Below are 16672 nucleotides of genomic sequence, written 5' to 3'. Positions count from 1 at the left end.
GTTGAACGCGAACCGTCAATGCGAGGCCAGGGGCCGGAGGTAGAGGCTGACGCCCACCGTCAGCAGGACCAGGCCCACGGCGATCGCCACGACCATGCTGAAGCGGGACTTCAGCATGCCGACCGACGCGGCCAGCCCGATGAGGATGAAGACGCCGCCGGCGATCATCAGCGTCCAGGACTGGACCGTGGGTTTCATGCGGGGGAGTATGGCACCGCGCGGGGCCGGAACATCAGAGCCAAACGGTGGCGAGCCAGACCGTGACGGCGGCGGCGAGCAGCAGGCCGATGTTGAGGCCGATGAGGCGGGCCTCGCCGCGGCGCAGGTGCGTGACGATGCCGCCGATCTGGATCAGCACCAGGCCGGCCGCGGCGGCGAGGGCGAGCGCCGGGGCGATGCCGGTCAGCGGCGGGAGGATCAGGCCGACGGCGCCGAGCAGCTCGAGGACGCCGATGGTCCGTACCAGCGGCATGGGCATGGTGTCGACCCAGCCCATCATCGGCAGCAGCTGCTCGCGGCTCTGCACCGCCTTCTTGCCGCCGGCGTAGAGGTAGAAGAGGGCGAGCAGTCCGCCGAGAATCCAGTACGCAAGCTCCATGGGACCGATGATGGGGCACGGAATCGGGGCGTACAAAAGGAACATGCATGTGCCCAACCCCAGCAAGCTGTGCCTGATCCGCGGTGACGGCGGGCGGACGATCCGGCCCATTCTCGACCAGATCTGCAACAAGTGGACGTTGCTCGTGGTCGCCACGCTGGATCAGCGCACGGTGCGCTTCACCGACCTGCAGGCGCAGATTCCTGGCATCTCCCAGCGTATGCTGACGCTCACGCTGCGCAATCTGGAGCGGGACGGGCTCGTCGCGCGGACGGTGCACGCGGAGGTGCCGCCGCGGGTCGAGTACAACCTGACGGAGCTCGGTCGCAGCCTGATCGCGCCCGCGCTGGCGCTGGCCGGGTGGGCGAGCGAGCACGGGGCGGACATCGAGACCAGCCGGGCGGCCTATGCGAGCCGGGTCAGGGCCTGAGCCAGGATCGGGCGTACGTCGTCGTCGGGTTCGTGGTCGCGGCACCAGGTCAGGAAGTCCGCCGCGGCATCGGTCGCGTCCGGGCCGAGGGCGAGGGCCTCGTCGACCAGTGCCGCGACGATGCGGGCCGGGTTGAGCGCGCCGGCCCGGACGAGGACGGTGCACGCGAACAGCCGCGGCAGCGGGGGTGCCTCGTGGGAGGCCAGCTCGAGGACCTCGCGCGGGGTCCAGTCCAGCTCGGTCGGCAGGTGCTTGACGAGCAGCAGCTCCTGCAGGGCGGCGCGGTGTTCCTCGACCTGCATGCCGTGGTCGAGGCGGGCGAGGTCGTCGAGCATCGCGGGGGTGAGCCGGGGCCGCAGCCAGTCGCGCAGGGCGAGCTCTCCACGCCGGGCGCCGCGCGCGCTCACGGCAGGGCGGCGGTCAGGTCGACCTCGACGAGCTGGCCCTCGTAGCCCAGCGCGGCCACGCCGAGCAGGGTGCTGGCCGAGGTGAACGCGGGGCCGAGCGGGGAGTCGTTGAGCCGCCGCCACACCGCCGACAGCACCGAACTCTCGGCGCTGACGACGTAGATGACGGACCGGACGACGTCGGCCGGGGCGGCACCGGCGGCGGCGAGCACGGCCAGGCAGTTGGCGATCACCTGGTCGGTCTGGGCCGCGTGGTCGCCCGGGCCGACCACCGAACCGCCGAGATCCAGGGGACACTGACCCGCGAGATGCGCGAGCCGCCCGGTCGACACGGTGATGTGGCTGTAGCCGGCCGTGGGGTGCACGCCCGGCGGATTGCGGCGTTCGATCACCGGATCAGTATTCACGCGCGGGAAACAACGGGGTGGTCCCATGACACACATGATCTGGATCAGCCGCTTCGATCCCGCCGAGGTCGAGCGGCGGCGCCGGGACGCGCCCGACGGGCCGCTGCACGGGCAGGCGTTCGCGGTCAAGGACAACATCGACGTCGAGGGCCTGGCCACCACCGCCGCCTGTCCCGCGCTGGAGGACCGGGTCGCGAAGCGGTCGGCGACCGCCGTGCGGCGGCTGGAGGAGGCGGGCGCCGTACCGCTCGGCAAGACCAACATGGACCAGTTCGCCACCGGTCTCGTGGGGACGCGCAGCCCGTACGGGGCGAGCGGTTCGGTGTTCAGCGCCGCCCACGTCAGCGGCGGCAGCAGCTCCGGCAGCGCCCTGGCCGTGGCCGCCGGGGAGGTGCCGCTCGCGCTCGGGACCGACACCGCCGGGTCGGGGCGGGTGCCCGCCGCGTTCAACGGGATCGTCGGGCTCAAGCCGACCCGCGGGCTGGTCTCCACCGCCGGGGTGCTGCCCGCGTGCCGGTCCCTGGACTGTGTCACGACGTTCACCCGCACCGTCGGCGCCGCCCGGCAGGCCCTTGATCTCCTGGTCGGGGCCGATCCGGACGACGCGTGGTCGCGGGCCGCCCCGCCGCGGCCGCCCGCGCACGTCGCCGCCCGGCCGCGGGTCATCGGCGTCCCCGACGGGCCGATCGATCTCGACCCCGAGCACGCCGTGGCCTGGAAGGCGGCACTCGACCACGCGGCCAGGGTCGGGCGGCTGGTGCCGGTGCCGATCGGGGATTTCCTCGCCGCCGCCACGCTGTTGTACGGCGGGCCGTGGCTCGCCGAACGCTGGCACGGGTTCGGGCATCTCCTCGAGACCGCCGACCCGATCGTGAAGGGGATCGTCACACCCGGGCGGAACGTCACCGGGGCCGAGGTGTTCGCGGGCCTGGACCGGCTCGCGGGGTTCCGGCAGGCGACCGAGCCGATCTGGTACGGCATCGACGCCCTCCTGCTGCCCACCACCCCGGGCCACCCGACGTTCGCCGACGTGGCCGCGGAGCCGGTGGCGGTCAACGCGCGGCTGGGGACGTACACGAACTTCGTCAACCTGCTGGATTTGTGCGCCGTCGCCGTTCCGGCCGGTCACCGCCCCGATCGGCTGCCGTTCGGGGTGCAGTTCATCGGGCCTGCGTTCGCCGATCACGCACTGTTGGATTTGGCCGCGCGGTGGACCGGCGAAACAATCCAACAGGCCGGGAAACCGGGGGAACCGGGCACGACGCTCGTGGCCGTCGTCGGGGCGCACATGTCGGGGCTGCCGCTCAACGGGGAGCTCGTGGGTCTCGGCGCCGCGCTGGAATACCGGGCCCGCACCGCATCCGGGTACCGGCTGTTCCGCCTCCCCGGCCCCGGCGTCCCCCGGCCCGGGCTGGTCCGCACCGGCGACGGGCCGGCCGCCGGGATCGCCCTGGAGGTGTGGCGGCTGCCGCGGCCCGCCCTCGGCGCCCTGCTCGACGGGGTCCCCGCCCCGCTCGGCCTCGGCCGGATCACCCTCGACGACGGCACCGAGGTCCTCGGCTTCCTCGCCGAGGAGCACGGCATCCGCGACGGCGTGGACATCAGCGCGGCCGGCGGGTGGCGGCACGCGTTCTGACGGATTTCTGTCGGGCGCCGCCACGAAACCCCCGCGGTGCCCGACAATCCCGCCATGCGCCTGTCCCGTGCGCTGGTCCCGGCGATCGCGGCGCTCGGCACCGTCGTCGGGGTGGCCGGGCTGACCCTCAAGGCCGCCGACGGTTCCCACCCCATCGCCGACCTGGTGTTCGGCGGCATCACCGGGTTCGCGTTCCTCGCCGCCGGCCTGGTCGCCGACCGCCGCCGCCCCGGCAACCGCGTCGGGCTGCTCATGGTCCTCTACGGCACCGGCTGGTTCGCCGAGGACCTGCAGTTCTCGTGGGCACCGTGGATCTTCGCCATCGGCGGCCTCTGCGCGCACCTCTCGACCGCGCTCGGCGCCCACCTGGTGCTCGCGTACCCGACCGGCCGGCTCACCACCCGCGTCCAGCAGGGCCTCGCCGCACTGTCCTATGTGGTCGCCGTCGGCTGGCCCGCGTTCGGGATGCTGTTCTACAACCCGGCCAGCCGCGGCCAGACCAAACCGCCGAACCTGCTGATGATCTGGGACGAACCCGGCTTCTGCCAGTTCGTCGCCGACAGCATGGAACTCGGCGGCGGCATCGTCGCGCTCGGCGTCCTCGTCGTGCTCGTCCGCCGTTGGATTACGGCCGGCCCGCCGCTGCGGCTCATCCTCGCCCCGGTGTTCATCACCGGCGTCGGCGGGGCCCTCGCGACCGCGGTCGGCGGCGTCGCCGGCTACGACAGCCCCAGCGGCCAGGCGGTCCTGCTCGCGTACAAGGCGTGGTGCTGCCTGCTGCCGCTCGGGTTCCTCGCCGGCGTGCTGCGGCTGCGCATCGGCCCGACCCGCGTCGACGAACTGCTCGTCGAGCTCGCGTCCCCGGCCGGCGCCTCGATCCCGGCGCTGCGCACGCTCCTGCGCCGCAGCCTGCGCGACGACACCGTGGAGGTCGGCGTGTGGGACCCCGCCTCCCAGCGCTACCTCGACGCCGACAACGCCGCGTTGGTACCGCCGGAGCCACACGAACCCCGCACGTCCACCCGCATCGACTTCGACGGGCGGCCGCTCGGCCTGCTGGTGCACGATCCGGCGCTGCGGGAGGACCCCGTCCGGCTCGACGCGGTGGTCGCGGGGGCCGCCGTCGCGCTGGAACGCCACCGGCTCGCCGGGGCCATGCTGGCCGAGGTCGAACGCTCCCGGGAGCGGATCGTGGCCGCCACCGACGCCGAACGCCGCCGGTTCGGCCAGGACCTGCACGACGGGGCCCAACAGAATCTTGCCGTCGCCGCCGCTTACCTCAACCAAGCCGTGCACCGCCTCGACGGTACCGCCGACGAGCCCGCCCTCGACGCCCTGCGCCGCAGCGACCAGGCCCTGCGCGACGTCACCCGGGAACTGCGGGAGATCGCGCACGGCCTGCGCCCCGCGGCCCTGACCGACCTCGGCATCGGCCCGGCGGTGCGCTCACTGGCCGCGACCATGCCGATCCCGGTGACGCTGACCGGCTTCGACGTGCCGCGGCTGGCGCCGACCGTGGAGTACACCGTGTATCTGCTGGTCAAGGAGGCGTTCGCGAACACCCTCAAGCACGGCCGGGCCGGCCGGGCCGAGGTGGTGCTGCGGCACACCGGCGCCGCCCTGCACGTGGCCGTGACCGACGACGGCACCGGCGGCGCGGCCCCGGACGGCGGCCGCGGGCTGCTCGGCCTGCAGGACCGCGTCCACGCCGTCGGCGGCACGTTCACCGTCACCAGCCCGCCCGGCCGGGGCACGACCGTCGCCGCGGTGCTGCCCGCGCTCGCAGAGGTGGCCTGATGCGCGTCGTCATTGCCGAAGACCATCACTTGTACCGTGAGCTGCTCGTCGACCATCTCAAGCACCAGGGCGTCGACGTGGTCGCCGAGGCCCCCGACGCGCCGCGGCTCGTCCAGGCCGTGCGGGCGGCGCAGCCCGACGTCGCCATCATCGACATCCAGCTGCCGCCCGGCCCCGGCCCGACCGGCCTGCACGCCGCCGTGGAGATCCGCCGCCGCGACCCCGGCATCGGGCTGCTGCTGCTGTCCCAGTACGTCGAGGCCGAGTACTTCATGGCGCTCGTCTCAGGCGGCATGCACCGCGTCGGCTACCTGCTCAAGGAGCGCGTCAGCGGCAAGGACGGGCTGCTCGGCGCGGTCCGCCGGATCGCGGGCGGCGGCTGCGTGGTCGACCCGGAGATCTCCGCGCTGCTGCTGCGCGGCCGGGCCCCCGACGGGCTCGGCGCACTCACCGACCGGCAGACGGAGGTCGTGGAGCTGATGGCCGGCGGGCTGAGCAACAGCGCGATCGCGGCCCGGCTCGGCATCAACGACCGTACCGTCGAGACCCACACCCGCGCCGTCTACCGGGCGCTGGGCATCGAGGACGAGCGGGACACGCACCAGCGGGTGCTCGCGGTGCTCATGTACCAGCGGCTGCGCCAGGCCCGCGCATGAGCGCATCCGCCGTGAACTCGTGCTTCGGTACGAAGCCGTCGGCGCCGCACTCCGCGTAGGCGGGACCGTAGTCGGCGACCGGGTGGACCGAGCACAGCACGACCCGCACCGCCGGCCGCAGCGCGCGGATCGCCCGGCAGACCGCGAACCCGTCGGCGTCGGGGAGGCGGATATCGAGCAGTACCACATCCGGAACGGTCGTCGCGAGCAGCTGCAGGGCGTCGCGGCCGGTCGCGGCCTCCCCGGCGACGGTGCAGCCGGCGGCCTCCAGGGACGTGCGGGCCAGCAGGCGGAACCCGGCGTGGTCGTCGACGATCAGCACCCGGGGCCTCATCGGGCCACCATGACCGGGTTCCCGCGCGCTGTCATCCGTGCCAGCCCTGACGACATCGCCCGCCCGGGCGGCGATCGTGGGCGCATGAAGGTCCGCCTCGCCGCCGCCGTGGCCGCCGTGTTCCTGCTCGGCTGCGGGTTCACGACCAAGCCGGAACCGCAGACCCAGCCCGAACCCGAGCGGCCCGCGCCCGCACCGGCCACCACGAAGGCCGCCACCCCGCAGGCCAAGGCCACCACGAAGGCCGCGAAGACCGGCACGCTGACCTCGCGCAGCACCGCGCAGACCCGCCAGCGGGTGTCCTGTTCGGACATTCAGACCGAGGTGCAGCTGATCGCGGCGAACGGGTCGGTCGCCTGGACCTCGCGGGTCGCCGAGCCGGGCGGCAGCGTGACCGTCACCCCGGCCACCGGCACCCTGGCCTCCGGCGCGAGCGTCGTGGTCAAGATCCGCGGCACGTACCCGGCGGAGCGGCGGAAGTTCAGCGTCAAGTTCGAGTACGAGACCAACGTCGGCTCGGCCGGCATCGACTTCGACGTCAATTGCTGAGCCTGTATCAAACGCGGGCCGCGCCCATCCGTCACTCGGTGGACGTCGTCTTGGAGGTAGAACGATCATGCAGACCGCCCGGATCGGGATCGACTTCGGCACCTCGCACACCGTCGCCGTCCTGGCCCGCGACGGCGGCCGCGCCGACGCCCTGCTGTTCGAGGCCTCGCCGCTGCTGCCCTCGGCCGTGTACCTCGGCGCCGACGGCCTGCTCGTCGGCCGCGACGCCGAACGCAGCGCGCGGATCGAGCCCAGCGCCTACGAGCCGCACCCGAAACGCCGCATCGACGACGGCAGCGTCCTGCTCAACGGCCACGACGTGCCGGTGCCGACCCTCGTCGAGGCGATCCTGCGCCGGGTCGCCGAGGAGGCCACCCGCACGCTGGGCGGCCCGCCCGGCGCGACGGTCCTGACCCACCCGGCCGGCTGGGGCGCGACCCGCCGCACCCTGCTCACCGACGCCGCGACCGCCGCCGGGCTGCCCGCCGCCACCCTGGTCGCCGAGCCGGTCGCCGCCGCCATGTACTTCACCGGCGTCCTCGGCCACCGCGTCCCCGACGGCCACGCCGTCGTCGTGTACGACTTCGGCGGCGGCACCTTCGACATCAGCGTCGTGCGCCGCACCGGCGACGGCTGGCACGTGGCCGCCGCCAACGGCCTCGACGACGTCGGCGGCATCGACCTCGACGCCGCCATCGTCGAGCGCATCCGGGCCGGGATCGCCACCCGCAACCCGGAGGTGTGGCAGCGCCTCGAACAGCCGGCCACGGTCGCCGACCGCCGCCACCGCCGCGCCCTGTGGGAGGACGCCCGCTCGACCAAGGAACTGCTGAGCCGCTCCACGACGGCGGCGATGGCGATTCCGCTGCTGGACGTCGACCTGTACCTGACCCGGCCGGAGTTCGAGGCCCTCGCGCGGCCGTGGCTGGACCGGACGATCGCCCTGACCACGGCGACGCTGTTCGCCAGCGACGTGACCGCGGGGCGGCTGGCCGGGGTGTTCCTGGTCGGCGGGGGGAGCCGGGTGCCGCTCGTGGCGACGCTGCTGCACCAGGCGCTCGGGATCGCGCCGGTGATCCTGGAGCAGCCGGAGCTGGTGGTCGCGCACGGCAGTCTCCTCGCCGACGCCCCGGCCACGGCCGCCTTCGCTGCCGCTCCTACCACGGCTGCCTTTGCGGCGGCGCCGGTGTCGGCCGTTCCGGTGTCCGCGGCGCCCGTGCCGGCGCCCGGCGCCGGGTTCGAGACGACACCCGCGGCCGGGCTCGGCGCGGCGTCCGGAAACGGATCTGCCGGGCCGGTCGCGCGGGCCGCCGTTGCCGTGGCCGCGCCGGTCTCGCCACCGTCTGCCGCTCCGACTTCGCCACCGACTTCGCCACCGACTTCGCCACCGACGGACGAGTCGTCGGCGGAGCCTGAGGCGGCGGCACCTGAGCCCAGCGCGTCGAAAGCCGAGGCGCCGGAGGCCGAGGCGCCGCGGCGGTTGCCAGGTCTGTGGTCGGTCGTCGCGTTCGCGGTCATCGCCGGCCTCGGGGCGCTGTCGCTGCTGGTGCGCGACACGTACGACCGGGTGTCCCCGCCGTTCCTGTCCGGCCTGCTCACCCCGCTGCAGCCGGCCTCGCTGTTCGTCCTGCTCGCCATGATGACGGCGGTGGCGGTGGGCGGCCGGCCGGGCGGCCCGCGCGGACCGGCGTACCGGTCGCTGGGTCCCGCCGTGGTCGCCGCCGCCGGAGGCGTACTCGGCCTGCTGGTGCTGGCCCTGATCCACGAACCGGAGTACGCCCTGTCCGTCGACGGCAACGGCCACTCCGGCGGCGACCACGAGTACACCGACGCCGGCCCCTGGCTGCTTGCCGCCGGCGCCGCGCTGGCCCTGCTCGCCGCGCTCTACCGCATCGCCCGCCCGCACACCGCCGACCCGCTCGGCCCGCCCCGCCCGGGCCGCGTCCGCTGGTTCGCCGCGTGGGCCGCCGCCGGCGCGGTGCTGGTGATCGCGAGCAACAGCCCGATCAGACTGCCGTACGCGGGCCTCGACGGCGACGGCATGGAGGACCTGCAGCCCCTCGGCGGCCTGATCGGCTCCGGCGGCGAGCTGGCCTGGTGGGGCGGCTTCCTGTTCGGCCTCACCCTGATGCTCACCGCCGCCCTGTCCCTGGCCGCCCTCCTGCGCCCGGCCGTGGTCCGCGACCCCGCGACCCACACCGACGGGGCCCGGGTCGGCTTCACCGTGATCGCCGGCTGCAGCCTCCTGCTGCTGCTCGAAGCGGCCTGGGAACACGCCGACGAGGGCCGGGTCGCGCAGCTGCTGCACGGCTGGTACTGGTACACCTTCATCCGCTTCGACCGCGACTCCAACGGCCACCCGTGGCTCTGGCTCGTCCTCGCCGTCGCCGCGGCCGCCGGCGTCGTGGTGCCCTCACTCCTCCGCAGCGCCGGGCGCAAGCGGAGCGAGTAGCGCGATCGTCGCCTCCCGCTGGAAATGCCGGGCCCAGTCCAGCGGGGTGGCGCCGAAGCGCCGGTCGTGCAGAGCCGGATCGGCGCCCAGGTCCAGCAGCAGCCGGGCCAGGGCCACGTCGCCGTTGGCCGCCGCGTGGTGCAGGGCGGTCTCCCAGGCGCCGTCGGCCGGTGCGTCGCCGCGGCCGTAGGCGTTGACGTCGAACCCCAGCCCGGCCAGCAGCGCGACGGTCCCGGCCGAGGCGCGGGCGGCGGCCCACACCATGAGCCCGGGACGGCGGCGCCTCGCCTCGGCCGCGGCCTCCGGGTGCTCGGCGGCCAGGCGCTCCACAGTGGACCGGTCGGCCCGGAACGCGGCGGCGATCAGCTCGTGCGCCGGGTCGGACGCGGGCCGGGGCACGCCCTGCGCGACCAGGAACGCGGCGATCTCGGCGGCACCGTACAACTCGGCGAGCTCCAGCGGGGTGCGGCCGTCGCCGGGAGCCCAGCGCGGACCGTCGTCGGTGAACGGGGCGGCCACGTCGACGCCGTGCCCGGCCAGCAGGCGGACCCGGGCCGCCTGGCCGTGCTCGACCGCCCAGCGCAGCTGGATGCGCAGCATCTGCGCCGGGGTGTCCAGCGTGTCGATCCGCGCCTTCCACGGGCCGCCGTCGCCGGTGCCGAGACCATGGGCGAACAGCAGTTCCAGGTGGGTGTCGTCAGGTTCGAACATCCGGTTGTACAGCGTCTGCGCGTCATTCGGGTCCGCGCCCGCGTCCAGCAGCAGCCGGGCCAGGGCGCGCCAGTGCGGATGGGTCGGCTGGCGGTGCCGGCCCTGCTCCCCGGCGCCGAAGACCCCGGTCAGCAGGGTGAAGGGGGAGGGGAGGCCGTCGAAGAGGTACCCGTCGTTCGGGTCGGCGCCGGCGTCCAGGAGGGCGCGGGCCGCCGCCAGCACGTCGTCCTGCGGGACCTGTGCGTCGAACCGGGAGTACACCAGGGAGAACAGCGGCCGCCAGCGTAACGGGCCGCCGGGTGCCGAGGCGAGGTCGGGACGGTCGGCGAGCAGCCGGCGCACCTCGTCGGGGCGGGCCGCCGCGGCCGCCGCCCAGATGTGCCCGGCGGTCAGGTCGGGGTGGCGGGCCAGCAGGTCGCGGGCCTGGGTCCAGCGGTCGGGGCCGTCGTCGCCGCTGTACCTGAGGCAGGCGAGCCGGCAGAACTCGTCCGCCGGATCGGAGGCCGGCTGCGCGCCGAGGCTCGTGTCCCAGCCGTGCTCGGCGACGGTGTGGACGTAGCGGGTGAGGCGGGGCCAGCTGGCGAACCCGTACTCGCGGGCCACCACGAGCTGGGCGGCACTGAGCGGGAGGGCGGGCACTGGGGGTACCGGAGCAGGATGCAGCGCGGTGATGCGCCGCACGGCGTCGGTCTCGCCCGCGCGGGCGGCCCGCTGCAGGGTGCGCGCCTGGCGGCGGAAGTGCTCCAGGTTGGGGCGTTCGGGCATGCCTCGGGCCGGCACGGTGGCCTCCTCTCGTCTGCCTGTGTCCGCGGTCAGGCCGAAAGGAAGCGAGGGTGACGCCAGGTGCTCGCACCAGGTGGGCTGCGCCCATTCCCGCGGACCGGCGGCTCCCTGGAAGCCGGTCCCCAGTGTAGCCGCGCGCGCCGCGGGGCCGCGCCGGATCGCCGGGGACCGATATGCTGGCGGCGTGTCCGTTGAGCTGCCCCGTACGACATCCGAGGAGTTTGTGGCCGAGGTCTGGTCCGAGGTGCTGGGGATCGAGCGGATCGGGGTGCACGACGAGTTCTTCGCGATCGGCGGGCACTCGGTGCTGGCGGCGCGGGTCGCGGCCAGGTTCCGGGCCGCGCTCGACCTCGAGGTGCCGCTGTCGCTGCTGTTCGTGAACACCACCGTCGAGCAGGTCGCCGCGGCGCTGGAGGAACTGCTGGCGGCCGAGGCGGGCTGAGCCGCTGTCCGGTTGGCGTCCGTGCTTGCTGTTGATCGCGGTCGTTGCCTACCGTCGGGCGGCATGACGAAGGTGTTCTCGATCGGGCATCTGCGCACGCTGCTGCTGGTCGTGCTGGGCGGGTTCCCGCTGTTCGGGGTCGCGATGTGGGGATTCCTGCGGCTGGTGCTCGGCGGCGACGCCGACCCGCAGCTCGTGACGCTCGTCAACTGGCTCGTGCCGGGCACGGTGCTGGCGCTGATCGTGCTCACGCTGGGGATCACGGTGATGGTGATGAACCCGGGCCGGTACCTGCGCGACGTCGCGCGCCTGGAGGCCGGGCGGGCGTGGGCGACCTGGCCGTACAGCCGGGAGCAGTGGGCCGCGGCCAGGCAGGTCGAGGCGGCTCGGCTGCGGCGCAGCCTCATCGGGCTGTACGTGGCCATCGGGCTCGCGGTGCTGCTCGCGCTCGTCGGGCTGGCCGCCGGGGACACCGTACTGGCCGGCGCGGGGGGCGTCGTGTTCGTCCTCGCCGTGGTCATGCTGGTCCTCGCCCGGCTGGGCAACCTCTCGCTGCGGCTCGCCGACGACGAGTCGGGGGAGGTGCGGATCGGGGCGCACGGGGTGCTGCGCCGGCCCGGCGGCTACACGGCGTTCGCGGCCGGGGGCACGCTGCACGCGGTCGAGGTCACCGGGGCGCCGTTGCGGCTGGTGTTCACCAGCGCGGTCCGCGGCCGGTACGGCGTGCAGCACCACAAGACCGTCGACCTGCTCGTCCCGCCGATGCGGGAGGACGAGGCGCGCGCCCTGGCCGAGCGGTTCGACGCCGAGGTCATCCACGGGTGGAAGCACGAGATGGACTGAGGCTTGACCCTATGTAGAGCAGCGATATAGTGAGCGCATGCGGATCACCGTGCCGACGGCCAGGGTGCTCGCCGCCCTGCTCGCGCGGCCCGAGGACGACCACTACGGGCTGGAGCTGATGCAGGCGGCGGGGCTGGCCAGCGGGACGCTGTACCCGATCCTGACCCGGCTCACCGAGGCCGGCTGGCTGGAGCGGCGCTGGGAGGCCATCGACCCGGTCGCGGCCGGGCGGCCCGCGCGGCGCTTCTACCGGCTCACGGCCGAGGGCGTCGTCGCGGCGCGGCAGGCGCTTGCGGAGCTGCGCGCGCAGCTGGACGGGCCGACCGCGGCGGCGGGCGAAGCGCGGCCGGCGTGGTGACCGGGGTGCTGGTGCGTGCGCGGCTGGACGGGCCGAGCGCGGCCGGCGTGGTGACCGGGCTGCTGGTGCGTGCGCGGCTGGACGGGCCGAGCGCGGCCGGCGTGGTGACCGGGGTGCTGCTGCGCGCGCGGCCGGCCGGGCCGAGCGCGGCCGGCGAGACGCGGCCGGCGTGGTGACCGGGCTGTTGCTGCGCCTTGCCGCCTTGCGCTGGCCGGGTGAGCTGCGCGAGGAGATGCTGGCCGAGTGGTCGGGCGAGGTCCATGAGCTGGCGGCGGCCGGGCGGCACTGGCGGGCGTTCACGTTCGCGTTCAGCCTGGCCGCGACCCGCCCGCGGGTACGGCGCTTCTCGCTCGCGCCGGCCGCCCGCCGGGCCTGGTCCGGGGCGCGGCTGCTGGTGGTGCTGCCGGTCGCGGCGGTCCTGGTCGGGCTCGCGGCCTCGTGCCTTCCGCTGGTCGGGCCGCTCGCCGGGGCCGTGGTCATGGCGGTCGTCGGCGGCCGGTTCGGGCCGCGCCGGATGCCGATCGCGCTGCTGATTCCGGCGGTGACCCTGCCCGGCGGCGCGCTCTACGCCGTCGTGTACGACCTCGGCGCCGGTCGGCCGGTCACGTTCGACAAGACGGCCCGCGAGGTCGTCGTGTTCTGCTGGCTGCTCATGGTCGCCCTGGCCGTCGCCGCGCTGCTGGTCCGCGGCGGGCGGCAGTGGCCGGGGTGGATCGCCGGGATCGCGGGCGGGCTCGCGGCAGTGGACGTCGGCTACGCGGTGCGCTACCTCGGCGACCCGTACTGGCCGTTCGACCAGTCCCGCTGGCCGTGGTGGATGCCGGCCTCGCTGGGGATCGGCAGCTGGGGCTCGACCTGGCAGGAGAGCTTCACCATCGCCGACGACGTGAACGCCGACGCGCCCGTGTTCCTGGTGCTGGCCGCCTTCGCGCTGGGCGCCGTCATCGCGGCGCGGGTCCACGCTCCGGCGCGGGCCACACGGTAGCGGCGGGGCGGCCGCGCCGTCAGTGTGGACCGGGTGCGCGCTGCGGTGCGGGCCGCACGCTGACGGCGGGGCGGCCGCGCCGTCAGTGTGGCCCGGGTGCGCGCTCCGGTGTGGGCCGCACGTTGGCGGCGGGGCGGCCGGGCGGCTGCGTCGTCATCGCGGCCCGGGTGCACGCTCCGGTGCGGGCCGCACGTTGGCGGCGGGGCGGCCGCGCCGTCAGTGTGGACCGGGCGCACGCTCCGGCGCGAGCAGCACGCTGACGGCGGTGGCCAGGTCGGCGGCGGACTCGGTGCCGTCGACGGTGAGCACCCGATAGCCGGCGTCGCGCGCCTGGTCGGCGACGAGCAGGGCGAAGGTCTCGTCCCGCCGCATCCACCGGTCGAAGGCGTCCTCGGGATCGCCGGTGGTGGCAAGGAGCGTCCAGACCCAGGAGCGGCGACGGTACTGCCGGCGCTGAAACTCCGCCGTGGGCACGACGAACACGGCGCGGTCGCGGGGCACCCCGTGCGAATCCAACAGTTCGGGGATCAGCGCCGCACCCTCCACAATCGACGGTGCGGTGAGGTCGGCGAGGATCTGGGGCCACTGCTCGCGGTACAGGCGGAACTGCTGTTCGACCTGGACCTCGATCGGCTGGGCCAGGCGCTGCCCGATGCTCATCGCCCGGACCAGGTCGAACGTCGGTCCGCCGTGCCGCTCGAACGCGTCGTCGCACGAGTAGACCGGGCCGCCGTCGCCGGCGCCGCCGCCGCCGCCGCCGAGCGTTGCGGCGGCCGTGCTCTCGCCCGGGCGCGGCCGACCGCTGAGCGTTGCCGCGATCGTGCTCTTGCCCGAGCACGGCGAGCCGCCGATCCACCACATCGGCCCAGCCTACGGCAGCTTGACCTCGCCGATGCGCTGATCCGGGTCGGCGAGCAGGGCGCTCAGCACGGCCGTGTACCCCTCGAGCGTCGCCAGCATATCCATCCGCGGATAGATTGTCGGGTTGTAATTCATCGAGGCGCCGCGCCGGTCGTGGCGGACGACCAGGCCCGGCTCGCCGCGCTTGGACCACAGCGCCGTGGCCCGCTCATCGAGGACGGTGCCCGCCGGTTTGCGGGCGCGGGAGCGGTGCTCGCGGCGGTCCGGAGGCGGGTCGGTGGTGGGCGCGGCCGACTGGAACCAGGAGTGGTACAGCAGCAGGAACGGCCACGGCCGTTGCCCATCGAACGTTGGATTGACCGCCCGCGCGATCTCGGTGAACGACGCGGTGTGCCGCACGGCGTCGTACATCGCGCCGCGCACCAGGCCGATCCCGTCCAGCAGCGTCGTGTCCGGGCCCATGCTCGTCGCGATGTACACGTTGTTCGTGAACTGCCCGACCAGGTCCTCGGCGCCCGGCTCGTCGCGGCCCGCCGTCGCCGTGCCGAGCACCAGTCGCGGCTCCCCGGTCCGCGCGCCGAGCAGGATCCGGTACGCGGCCAGGTACAACAGGAACGGCGTGATGCGGTGCGCCCGCGCGAACGCGTGCAGCCGCCCGATCAGGCCCGCCTCGATCGGCAGGCCCAGCGTCGCCTCCGCCGTCACGTCAGGTAATCCAACGGAGCGCGGAAACGGCCACCGCGTGGGCAACGGCGACAGGGTGCGCCGCCAGAACTCGTCCCGGCGGCGCCGATCCGCCGGGCCGAGGTCCGGGGCCGCCGTCGCCGCCGCGTAGGACAGCTTCAGCGGCGGCAGGGCGGGGCCGGTGCCGGTGCGCGCCCGGTACGCGGCCTTGAGGTCCCGCAGCAGCACGCTCGTCGACCAGCCGTCGGCGATGAGGTGGAACAGCGTCACCGCCACGGTGTGCCGGTCCGGGGCCTCGCGCAGCAGCACGACACTCCACAGTGGACCGGCCCGCAGATCGAAGGGCCGGCCGCGCTCGTACCCGAGGATGCTGCCCCGCAGCAGCCCGCGCCGCGAGGCCGGCTCGGCGGTGAGGTCGGTGAACGAAACCGGCGGCTCGATGCTGTCCGGAAAACGAATCAACGGTTCGATGTCGATCGAATCGAAAACCATTCTCAGGGCGTCGTGACGCGCGCACACATCGGCGACGGCAACACGAAACGCATTGACGTCAACCGACTCATGCCAGGTCGTGATTTCGAAAACGTTGTAGCCCAGCACGCCCGGATCATCAGGCGCGAAGCAGGACACGAACTCCCACAGCGCCTCCTGACTACGCGCCAGCCGAGAGGCACCCCGACTCATGGTCACAAAGCCTTGCCCGGCCCCGCGCGCATTGTCAAGTCCCGGGACAGACATTGAAGTTTCGAAAAAAGTCGAAGCCCCCGAAACCCTCGACGTCACCCTAATGGGTGATTTACCGTCGTCGGCGTGGCGATCGGGGGATGGCGCCTGCTGAGCAGTGCGTCCAAGGCACGGACCGTGGTGGCGGTCGACTTCACCCTGGCCAAGGTCCGGGCCCAGGCCAACTTCGGCGACCTGGCCCCGCACCTGCCGGGCGACTGCGCGATCTGGGGCACCGACGAGACCGGCTGGCCGACCGGCCCCGGCGACCCCCGCGAACACCTCGCCGCGTGGCGCGAGCGCAGCGCCGCGCTGGGAAACTTTCACGCCGCGTTGGGTTTCTGCGCGGGCGGTGCACTCGCCGGCGCGTTGGCCGGTCCGGACGGGCGGCTGGTGCTCTTCGACCCGGTGGACGTGACGGCCCGCACGATCGCCGAGCACTACGCCGACGCCGTGCGCCGGATGGGCGTCCCCGCCGAGCCCACCGCCGATGCGGCCGCCGACGCGGACGAACTCGCCGAGCGCTACGGCGTCGTGGCGCGCAAGGTCCTCGGCGAGCAGGGCGTACCCGACTCGATCGCGACCGAGTTGTGCGCGCGGGTGGGGGCGAACCTGCGGTACCTCGCGATGTGCCGCGCCGCCGGCCTCGACGGGCTGGCACCTGACCTCGTCGTGCTCTCCCGCGACCACGAGCTGCCGGCCGCGCTGGCGGACCGGCCCCACCTGCGCCTCGACGTACCGCAGGAACGACTGCTGGCCGAACCTGACGCGGCGCGGGCCGCGATGCCGCGATGAGCCCCGGGACCCGACGCGGCGCGGGCGCCGAAGCACGCCGTGGCGCGGGCCGTGATGCGGCGATGGGCGCTGGAGCACGCGGCGGCGCGGGCGCCGGAGTACGCCGCGGCGCGGGCCGTGATGCGGCGATGGGCGCTGGAGCACGCGGCGGCGCGGCTCACGACGGCGCGGCTCACTGGGCGCGACGGGCGTCGGAGCGTGCCGCGGCTCGCGGTGTGATG

21 protein-coding genes are annotated in these 16672 nt (G+C 74.4%); 13 read left to right on the top strand and 8 right to left on the bottom strand.

Annotation, left to right across the window (positions count from 1 at the left end; translation table 11 throughout):
* Positions 1–15 precede the first annotated feature (15 nt).
* Together ACQPZ4_RS26575 and ACQPZ4_RS26570 are read right to left on the bottom strand one after the other, a co-directional pair.
* Positions 16–198: a hypothetical protein gene (locus ACQPZ4_RS26575; protein ID WP_433040627.1), complete on the bottom strand. Its 183-nt coding sequence runs from the start codon at positions 196–198 to the stop codon at positions 16–18.
* 34 nt (positions 199–232) lie between these two features.
* The gene (locus ACQPZ4_RS26570; RefSeq protein ID WP_433040624.1) at positions 233–598 is read right to left on the bottom strand and encodes a DoxX family protein; all 366 of its coding nucleotides are present in this window, start codon (positions 596–598) and stop codon (positions 233–235) included.
* A gap of 43 nt (positions 599–641) precedes the next feature.
* Between ACQPZ4_RS26570 and ACQPZ4_RS26565 the strand changes: the two genes are divergently transcribed.
* Positions 642–1028 carry a winged helix-turn-helix transcriptional regulator gene (locus ACQPZ4_RS26565; protein WP_433040621.1) on the top strand — a complete coding sequence of 129 codons (387 nt, stop codon included), beginning with the start codon at positions 642–644 and terminating at the stop codon, positions 1026–1028.
* Here ACQPZ4_RS26565 and ACQPZ4_RS26560 read toward each other — a convergent pair.
* Both ACQPZ4_RS26560 and ACQPZ4_RS26555 read right to left on the bottom strand, forming a co-directional pair.
* Positions 1004–1435: a hypothetical protein gene (locus tag ACQPZ4_RS26560; protein ID WP_433040618.1), complete on the bottom strand. Its 432-nt coding sequence runs from the start codon at positions 1433–1435 to the stop codon at positions 1004–1006. The genes ACQPZ4_RS26565 and ACQPZ4_RS26560 overlap by 25 nt on opposite strands.
* On the bottom strand, positions 1432–1827 hold the full coding sequence (locus ACQPZ4_RS26555) for a RidA family protein (RefSeq protein WP_433040615.1): 396 nt from the start codon (positions 1825–1827) through the stop codon (positions 1432–1434). The genes ACQPZ4_RS26560 and ACQPZ4_RS26555 overlap by 4 nt, the downstream gene beginning before the upstream one ends.
* Before the next feature lie 40 nt (positions 1828–1867).
* Here ACQPZ4_RS26555 and atzF point away from each other — a divergent pair, with 40 nt between their 5' ends.
* The 3 genes from atzF to ACQPZ4_RS26540 are packed head-to-tail and all read left to right on the top strand — an operon-like array spanning position 1868 to position 5931.
* The gene (gene atzF, locus ACQPZ4_RS26550; protein WP_433040612.1) at positions 1868–3478 is read left to right on the top strand and encodes an allophanate hydrolase; all 1611 of its coding nucleotides are present in this window, start codon (positions 1868–1870) and stop codon (positions 3476–3478) included.
* Positions 3479–3532: 54 nt separating this feature from the next.
* Positions 3533–5275: a sensor histidine kinase gene (locus ACQPZ4_RS26545; RefSeq protein ID WP_433040609.1), complete on the top strand. Its 1743-nt coding sequence runs from the start codon at positions 3533–3535 to the stop codon at positions 5273–5275.
* On the top strand, positions 5275–5931 hold the full coding sequence (locus ACQPZ4_RS26540; protein ID WP_433040606.1) for a response regulator transcription factor: 657 nt from the start codon (positions 5275–5277) through the stop codon (positions 5929–5931). Before ACQPZ4_RS26545 ends, ACQPZ4_RS26540 begins: the two co-directional genes overlap by 1 nt.
* Here the strand turns inward: ACQPZ4_RS26540 and ACQPZ4_RS26535 are convergent.
* A complete protein-coding gene (locus tag ACQPZ4_RS26535; protein ID WP_433040603.1) occupies positions 5897–6265 on the bottom strand; it encodes a response regulator in 369 nt (122 codons plus the stop codon). The two genes, ACQPZ4_RS26540 and ACQPZ4_RS26535, sit on opposite strands and share 35 nt — an antisense overlap.
* A gap of 84 nt (positions 6266–6349) precedes the next feature.
* Between ACQPZ4_RS26535 and ACQPZ4_RS26530 the strand changes: the two genes are divergently transcribed.
* Both ACQPZ4_RS26530 and ACQPZ4_RS26525 read left to right on the top strand, forming a co-directional pair.
* Complete coding sequence (locus tag ACQPZ4_RS26530; RefSeq protein ID WP_433040601.1) at positions 6350–6814, top strand: hypothetical protein; 465 nt, start codon at positions 6350–6352, stop codon at positions 6812–6814.
* A 67-nt stretch (positions 6815–6881) separates the two neighbouring features.
* Positions 6882–9266: an Hsp70 family protein gene (locus tag ACQPZ4_RS26525; protein ID WP_433040598.1), complete on the top strand. Its 2385-nt coding sequence runs from the start codon at positions 6882–6884 to the stop codon at positions 9264–9266.
* On the opposite strand, the gene ACQPZ4_RS26520 is transcribed toward ACQPZ4_RS26525, so the two are convergent.
* Complete coding sequence (locus ACQPZ4_RS26520) at positions 9228–10742, bottom strand: ankyrin repeat domain-containing protein (RefSeq protein ID WP_433040595.1); 1515 nt, start codon at positions 10740–10742, stop codon at positions 9228–9230. The genes ACQPZ4_RS26525 and ACQPZ4_RS26520 overlap by 39 nt on opposite strands.
* Positions 10743–10944: 202 nt before the next feature.
* Between ACQPZ4_RS26520 and ACQPZ4_RS26515 the strand changes: the two genes are divergently transcribed.
* The 5 genes from ACQPZ4_RS26515 (at position 10945) to ACQPZ4_RS26495 (ending at position 13388) form a co-directional block, all read left to right on the top strand.
* Positions 10945–11202 carry a phosphopantetheine-binding protein gene (locus ACQPZ4_RS26515; protein WP_433040592.1) on the top strand — a complete coding sequence of 86 codons (258 nt, stop codon included), beginning with the start codon at positions 10945–10947 and terminating at the stop codon, positions 11200–11202.
* 63 nt (positions 11203–11265) lie between these two features.
* Positions 11266–12045, top strand: a complete 780-nt coding sequence (locus ACQPZ4_RS26510; RefSeq protein WP_433040589.1) for a hypothetical protein — start codon at positions 11266–11268, stop codon at positions 12043–12045.
* Between the two features lie 37 nt (positions 12046–12082).
* Entirely contained in the window at positions 12083–12403 is a 321-nt protein-coding gene (locus tag ACQPZ4_RS26505; protein WP_433040586.1) for a PadR family transcriptional regulator, read from the top strand.
* Positions 12404–12408: 5 nt separating this feature from the next.
* Entirely contained in the window at positions 12409–12579 is a 171-nt protein-coding gene (locus ACQPZ4_RS26500; protein ID WP_433040583.1) for a hypothetical protein, read from the top strand.
* Positions 12576–13388: a hypothetical protein gene (locus ACQPZ4_RS26495; protein ID WP_433040580.1), complete on the top strand. Its 813-nt coding sequence runs from the start codon at positions 12576–12578 to the stop codon at positions 13386–13388. The genes ACQPZ4_RS26500 and ACQPZ4_RS26495 overlap by 4 nt, the downstream gene beginning before the upstream one ends.
* Before the next feature lie 216 nt (positions 13389–13604).
* Here the strand turns inward: ACQPZ4_RS26495 and ACQPZ4_RS26490 are convergent, their stop codons facing one another.
* Both ACQPZ4_RS26490 and ACQPZ4_RS26485 read right to left on the bottom strand, forming a co-directional pair.
* Complete coding sequence (locus tag ACQPZ4_RS26490; protein ID WP_433040577.1) at positions 13605–14249, bottom strand: hypothetical protein; 645 nt, start codon at positions 14247–14249, stop codon at positions 13605–13607.
* A 9-nt stretch (positions 14250–14258) separates the two neighbouring features.
* Entirely contained in the window at positions 14259–15533 is a 1275-nt protein-coding gene (locus tag ACQPZ4_RS26485; protein ID WP_433040574.1) for a condensation domain-containing protein, read from the bottom strand.
* Positions 15534–15743: 210 nt separating this feature from the next.
* Here ACQPZ4_RS26485 and ACQPZ4_RS26480 point away from each other — a divergent pair, with 210 nt between their 5' ends.
* Positions 15744–16451, top strand: a complete 708-nt coding sequence (locus ACQPZ4_RS26480) for a hypothetical protein (RefSeq protein ID WP_433040571.1) — start codon at positions 15744–15746, stop codon at positions 16449–16451.
* 39 nt (positions 16452–16490) lie between these two features.
* Positions 16491–16670 carry a hypothetical protein gene (locus ACQPZ4_RS26475; RefSeq protein ID WP_433040568.1) on the top strand — a complete coding sequence of 60 codons (180 nt, stop codon included), beginning with the start codon at positions 16491–16493 and terminating at the stop codon, positions 16668–16670.
* Positions 16671–16672: the final 2 nt, after the last annotated feature.

The organism is Dactylosporangium sp. CS-033363 (assembly GCF_050942475.1).
GTDB lineage: Bacteria > Actinomycetota > Actinomycetes > Mycobacteriales > Micromonosporaceae > Dactylosporangium.
Note: the sequence above shows the minus strand (reverse complement) of the source record. Positions and strands in the feature narration are given on the sequence as shown.

Excerpts from the sequence above, each read along its gene's own strand:
- ACQPZ4_RS26520 (WP_433040595.1), bottom strand. The coding sequence starts at position 10,742 with ATGCCCGAACGCCCCAACCTGGAGCACTTCCGCCGCCAGGCGCGCACC.
- atzF (WP_433040612.1), top strand. The coding sequence starts at position 1,868 with ATGACACACATGATCTGGATCAGCCGCTTCGATCCCGCCGAGGTCGAG.
- ACQPZ4_RS26510 (WP_433040589.1), top strand. The coding sequence starts at position 11,266 with ATGACGAAGGTGTTCTCGATCGGGCATCTGCGCACGCTGCTGCTGGTC.
- ACQPZ4_RS26525 (WP_433040598.1), top strand. The coding sequence starts at position 6,882 with ATGCAGACCGCCCGGATCGGGATCGACTTCGGCACCTCGCACACCGTC.
- ACQPZ4_RS26530 (WP_433040601.1), top strand. The coding sequence starts at position 6,350 with ATGAAGGTCCGCCTCGCCGCCGCCGTGGCCGCCGTGTTCCTGCTCGGC.
- ACQPZ4_RS26505 (WP_433040586.1), top strand. The coding sequence starts at position 12,083 with ATGCGGATCACCGTGCCGACGGCCAGGGTGCTCGCCGCCCTGCTCGCG.
- ACQPZ4_RS26565 (WP_433040621.1), top strand. The coding sequence starts at position 642 with ATGCATGTGCCCAACCCCAGCAAGCTGTGCCTGATCCGCGGTGACGGC.
- ACQPZ4_RS26490 (WP_433040577.1), bottom strand. The coding sequence starts at position 14,249 with ATGTGGTGGATCGGCGGCTCGCCGTGCTCGGGCAAGAGCACGATCGCG.
- ACQPZ4_RS26540 (WP_433040606.1), top strand. The coding sequence starts at position 5,275 with ATGCGCGTCGTCATTGCCGAAGACCATCACTTGTACCGTGAGCTGCTC.
- ACQPZ4_RS26570 (WP_433040624.1), bottom strand. The coding sequence starts at position 598 with ATGGAGCTTGCGTACTGGATTCTCGGCGGACTGCTCGCCCTCTTCTAC.
- ACQPZ4_RS26545 (WP_433040609.1), top strand. The coding sequence starts at position 3,533 with ATGCGCCTGTCCCGTGCGCTGGTCCCGGCGATCGCGGCGCTCGGCACC.
- ACQPZ4_RS26575 (WP_433040627.1), bottom strand. The coding sequence starts at position 198 with ATGAAACCCACGGTCCAGTCCTGGACGCTGATGATCGCCGGCGGCGTC.
- ACQPZ4_RS26535 (WP_433040603.1), bottom strand. The coding sequence starts at position 6,265 with ATGAGGCCCCGGGTGCTGATCGTCGACGACCACGCCGGGTTCCGCCTG.